Here is a 3,185-nt window from a genome sequence, read left to right as displayed (position 1 = left end):
TGTCGCCAGATCAGGTCCTCGCCCTCTTCGGACCCGCCTGATGCCCCATAGCTACGAAACCGACGGCGCCGCCATCTATCGCCAGTCCTTCGCCACCATCCGGCGCGAGGCCGATCTGGCGCGCTTCTCCGCGGACGAAGAGCCCGTCGCCGTCCGCATGATCCACGCCGCCGGCATGGTCGAACTCGCCGGGCATATCCGCTTCACCCCCGGCTTCGCGGCCATCGCACGCACCGCGCTACAGGCGGGCGCCCCGATCCTGTGCGACGCGCACATGGTCAGCGAGGGCGTCACCCGCACCCGCCTGCCGGCGAACAACGCCGTCCTCTGCACGCTGCGCGACGAAAGCGTCCCCGATCTCGCCCGCGACCTGAACACCACCCGCTCCGCCGCCGCGCTCGAACTGTGGCGCCCGCATCTCGCCGGTGCGCTCGTCGCGATCGGCAACGCCCCCACCGCGCTGTTCCACCTGCTGAACATGCTGGAGGACCCCGCCTGCCCGCGCCCCGCCGCGATCATCGGCTGCCCCGTCGGCTTCGTCGGCGCGGTCGAATCGAAGGCCGCGCTGCTCGCTGCGCCCCCCGTCCCTTGCGTCGCCGTCACCGGCCGCCTCGGCGGCAGCGCGATCACCGTCGCCGCGATCAACGCACTGGCGAGCCGCGCGGAATGAGCGGCACCATCTGGGGCGTCGGCCTGGGGCCGGGGGCGCCCGACCTGATGAGCGTGCGCGCCGACCGGCTGATCCGCCGCGGCCGCCACATCGCCTTCTTCCGCAAGGCCGGACGCAGCGGGCATGCCCGCACCATCGTGCAGGGCATGGTGCACGGCGATGCGGTCGAACACGCGATGGAATATCCCGTCACTACCGAGCTCGCGGTCGCCGATCCGCGCTACAATGCCTGCCTCGCCGCCTTCTACGCCGAATGGACCGATCGGCTCGCCGCCATCGCCGCCACCGGCGACGATGTGGTCGTGCTGTGCGAGGGCGATCCCTTCTTCTACGGCTCGTTCATGCACCTCTACACGCGGCTGTCGGGCCGCGTGGCCGTGGAGGTCGTGCCCGGCATCACCGGCATGTCGGGCGCCTGGACCGCCAGCGGCGCGCCGATTACCTGGGGCGACGACGTGCTGACCGTCGCGATGGCGACATTGCCCGAGGAGGAACTCACCCGTCGCATCCGCGACACCGACGCGCTGGTCGTCATGAAGATCGGCCGCCACCTGCCCAAGCTGCGCCGCGCCATCGCCGCCGCCGGCCGGCAGGACCAGGCATGGCTGGTCGAACATGCCGCAATGGCGGGCGAACGCGTCACGCGATTATGCGAGGCCCCCGCCACCGCACCCTATTTCTCGATCGCGCTGATCCACGGTCAGGGGCGGCGTCCATGACCGCCAGGCACGACGCGGGCTGGCTCGCCATCGCCGGCCTCGGCCCCGGCGACGCGGCGCTGATAACGCCCGAAGTCACCGCCGCGCTGGCACAGGCGACCGACGTGATCGGCTATATCCCCTATGTCGCGCGCATCGCCCCGCGCGACGGGCTGACGCTGCACGCCTCGGACAACCGCGTCGAGCTGGACCGCGCCGCCCATGCGCTTGCGCTTGCCGCCTCCGGGCGCCGCGTCGTCATCGTCTCATCGGGCGATCCCGGCGTCTTCGCGATGGCGGCGGCGGTGTTCGAGGTGGTGGAGGCGGCCCCCGCCCACGCCGCGATCGACATCCGCGTCCTGCCCGGCATCACCGCGATGCTCGCCGCCGCCGCGCGCGCCGGTGCGCCGCTCGGCCACGACTTCTGCGCGATCAACCTGTCCGACAATCTGAAGCCGCACGCGCTGATCGAACGCCGTGTCCGCCTCGCGGCACAGGCCGATTTCGCGATGGCCTTCTACAATCCTTGTTCGCGCGCACGCCCCGACACGCTCGACCGCGTGCTGGCGGTCCTGCGCGAAAGCTGCGCCGACGATCGCCCCGTGCTGTTCGCGCGCGCCGTCTCCACGGCCGATGAACATCTCGCCATCGTCCCGCTCCCCCAAGCACGCGGCGACATGGCGGACATGCGCACGGTGGTGATCGTCGGATCCAGCACAACGCGCGTCATCCCGCGCGCCGGCACCGCGATCCTCTACACGCCCCGATCCGCCGCATGATCGATCCAGCGCAGCACCGCCGCCACGTCCTGCACCTCATGCCGCGTCGGCACCGCCGGCCGGTCGATCAGCAGCACCGGCACCCCCAGCGCGCGCGCCGCATCCAGCTTCGCGCTCGCCCCGGTGCCGCCTGCATCCTTGGCCACCACCAGGTCGATCCCGTGCGCCTCCATCAGCGCACGATCCCCCGCCGCATCGAACGGCCCCCGGTCGATCACCAGATGATGATGCGGCAAGGACGGCGCCGCGCCCCCCGCCTCCACGAAGCGCAGCAGGTAGAAATGCTGCGGCTGCGCGGCGAACGCGCCGACATGCATCCGCCCCAGCGCCAGCATGATCCGGCGCGGGGCTCCTTCCAGCGCCGTCACCGCCGCGCCGATATCGGCCACGCGCCGCCACCGATCGCCCGTCCGCGCGGTCCAGCCCGGCCGGGTCAGCGCGACCAGCGGCACGCCTGCGATGCGTGCCGCCGCGACCGCATGGGCGCTCATCTGCCCGGCAAAGGGGTGCGTGGCATCCACCAGATGCGTCACCCGCTCTTCACGCAGGTACCGCACCAGCCCGTCCACCCCGCCGAACCCGCCGACCCGTGTGGCGATCGGCTGCGCCCGCGGCCGCGAGACGCGGCCGGCATAGCTCAGCACCGCATCGTCCCCGCGCGCGGCCAGCGCCTCGGCCAGCGCACTCGCCTCGGTCGTGCCGCCCAGCACCAGGATATGACGGGAAAGGCGCGACATGACGGACGGTAGACCCTGGCTGACGATCATCGGGATCGGGGAGGATGGACCGGCTGGCCTGTCCGCGGCAAGCCGCGACGCGCTCGCCGCCGCCGATCTTGTCGCCGGCGCACCCCGCCACTTGGCGCTGCTCGGCGAGACATCCGCCGAAACGCTCGCCTGGCCCGTCCCCTTCGCCGACGGCATCCCCCGCCTGCTCGCGCATCGCGGCCGGCGCGTGGTGATGCTCGCCTCGGGCGATCCCTTCTGGTTCGGCGCCGGATCGGTCGTCACCCGCGCCCTCGACCCCGCCGAGTGGATC

The 3,185-nt window shown here is 72.3% G+C and carries 5 protein-coding genes; 4 read left to right on the top strand and 1 reads right to left on the bottom strand.

The genetic code is table 11. From position 1 onward, the window contains the following. Nucleotides 1-40 precede the first annotated feature (40 nt). Genes Q0U08_RS19290 through cobJ form a run of 3 tightly spaced genes read left to right on the top strand, consistent with a single transcriptional unit; the run spans nucleotide 41 to nucleotide 2,147 of the window. Nucleotides 41-670 (top strand): precorrin-8X methylmutase, encoded by a 630-nt coding sequence (locus Q0U08_RS19290; protein ID WP_298093386.1) that lies wholly within the window; start codon nucleotides 41-43, stop codon nucleotides 668-670. Next, nucleotides 667-1,389, top strand: a complete 723-nt coding sequence (gene cobI, locus Q0U08_RS19285; protein WP_298093385.1) for a precorrin-2 C(20)-methyltransferase — start codon at nucleotides 667-669, stop codon at nucleotides 1,387-1,389. Before Q0U08_RS19290 ends, cobI begins: the two co-directional genes overlap by 4 nt. Beyond that, a complete protein-coding gene (cobJ, locus tag Q0U08_RS19280) occupies nucleotides 1,386-2,147 on the top strand; it encodes a precorrin-3B C(17)-methyltransferase (protein ID WP_298093383.1) in 762 nt (253 codons plus the stop codon). The genes cobI and cobJ overlap by 4 nt, the downstream gene beginning before the upstream one ends. Here the strand turns inward: cobJ and Q0U08_RS19275 are convergent. After that, nucleotides 2,123-2,884, bottom strand: coding sequence for a cobalt-precorrin-6A reductase (locus tag Q0U08_RS19275; RefSeq protein ID WP_298093382.1), 762 nt, complete (start codon nucleotides 2,882-2,884; stop codon nucleotides 2,123-2,125). The genes cobJ and Q0U08_RS19275 overlap by 25 nt on opposite strands. Here Q0U08_RS19275 and Q0U08_RS19270 point away from each other — a divergent pair. Further along, nucleotides 2,883-3,185: SAM-dependent methyltransferase (locus Q0U08_RS19270; protein ID WP_298093380.1), on the top strand; the 303-nt coding region annotated here is incomplete at its 3' end. The two genes, Q0U08_RS19275 and Q0U08_RS19270, sit on opposite strands and share 2 nt — an antisense overlap.

This window comes from uncultured Sphingomonas sp. (assembly GCF_946477935.1).
Classification (GTDB): Bacteria; Pseudomonadota; Alphaproteobacteria; order Sphingomonadales; family Sphingomonadaceae; genus Sphingomonas.
Note: the sequence above shows the minus strand (reverse complement) of the source record. Positions and strands in the feature narration are given on the sequence as shown.